This is a genomic window from Moorena producens 3L, from assembly GCF_000211815.1.
Lineage (GTDB): Bacteria > Cyanobacteriota > Cyanobacteriia > Cyanobacteriales > Coleofasciculaceae > Moorena > Moorena producens.
Window position 1 is genome coordinate 1 of record NZ_GL890896.1, and the last position, 1,175, is coordinate 1,175.

At 63.5% G+C, this 1,175-nt stretch carries 1 protein-coding gene and 1 pseudogene; both read left to right on the top strand.

Annotated features, from left to right (window positions below):
• Positions 1 to 16: 16 nt before the first annotated feature.
• Positions 17 to 133 (top strand): annotated as a pseudogene (locus LYNGBM3L_RS49855) (hypothetical protein); the annotation flags it as partial.
• Between the two features lie 27 nt (positions 134 to 160).
• On the top strand, positions 161 to 1,175 hold a 1,015-nt coding region (locus tag LYNGBM3L_RS45080; protein ID WP_324293474.1), incomplete at its 3' end, for a thioesterase domain-containing protein.

Consider the following 1,175-nt stretch of genomic DNA (forward strand, 5'->3'; position numbering starts at 1 on the left):
CATCACCGAGACCACCGTGCACTGCACCTACCGCCGCGTAACACGCGCCGACTTGCAGCGTCCCGGGAGCCCCATCGGGGAGCCGATTCCCGACTTGCAGCTGCACCTGCGAGACGCGGAGGGACGCCCCGTGCCTCCGGGGGAGGTTGGTGAGATCTATGTGTCCGGTGCCGGCGTCACGCGGGGGTACCTCAAACGGCCCGAACTGAACGCTGCGCGTTTTCTGCAAGGAGCTGAAGGGGAAGGGGCGGTGTACCGTTCCGGGGACTTAGCCCTGCGCACGCCCGATGGCGGCATGGATTTTGTGGGCCGCGCAGACAACCAAGTGAAGCTCCGCGGGTTTCGCATTGAGCTGGGAGAAATCGAGTCCCAGCTGAGCGCTGCGCCCGGGGTCAATGCATGCGCCGTTGCCCTTGACGAGCGGAGTGTGGAGGGACGCAAGCAGCTGGTGGCGTACGTGATTTCTGAGGATCCCCAAACGCCACCTCAGGCCGCGGCGCTGCGTGCCCATTTGGAGGTGACGCTGCCCAAGTACATGGTCCCCAGCTTGTTTGTCGGAGTGGACGAGTTTCCACTCACGAGCAATGCCAAGTTAGATCGTTCGAACTTGCCTGACCCCGCCGCTTGCGATTCGCTCGACGCCAAAGACGACAACGTGGTCTTTCCGCGTTCGGCGAGCGAACAACTGGTTGCCGGAGCCTGGGCGAGGGTGCTCGATCAAGCACCGCCGCCAGTGACGGTCGACTTTTTCGACTTTGGGGGCGACTCCCTAAGCTTGATGGATCTGTCAGCGGAGTTGGAAAAGCTCTTCCAGCGACCGTTTCCCATTCAAGAGCTGGTACAGTCCACCACGGTGGAGGCCCAGGCCGCGTGGCTTGAACAAGGCCCGCGCAAGCAGCCCTGGACGCCGCTGGTTCCGCTGAAGACCACGGGCCAGAAACGCCCTTTTTTCTGTGTGCATCCGGGCGGCGGAAACGCGCTGTGTTACCGAGCGGTGGCGGCGGCCTTCCCTGCCGATCGACCGTTCATCGCGATTCAGGCGCACGGCGTAGACGGCCTGCAACCGCAACTCGAAACGGTGGAAGAGATGGCAGCCGCCTACGTGGATGCCATCCGCGAGGTGCAGCCCCAAGGCCCGTACCATATTGGCGGTTGGAGTTTCGGCGGATTGGTGG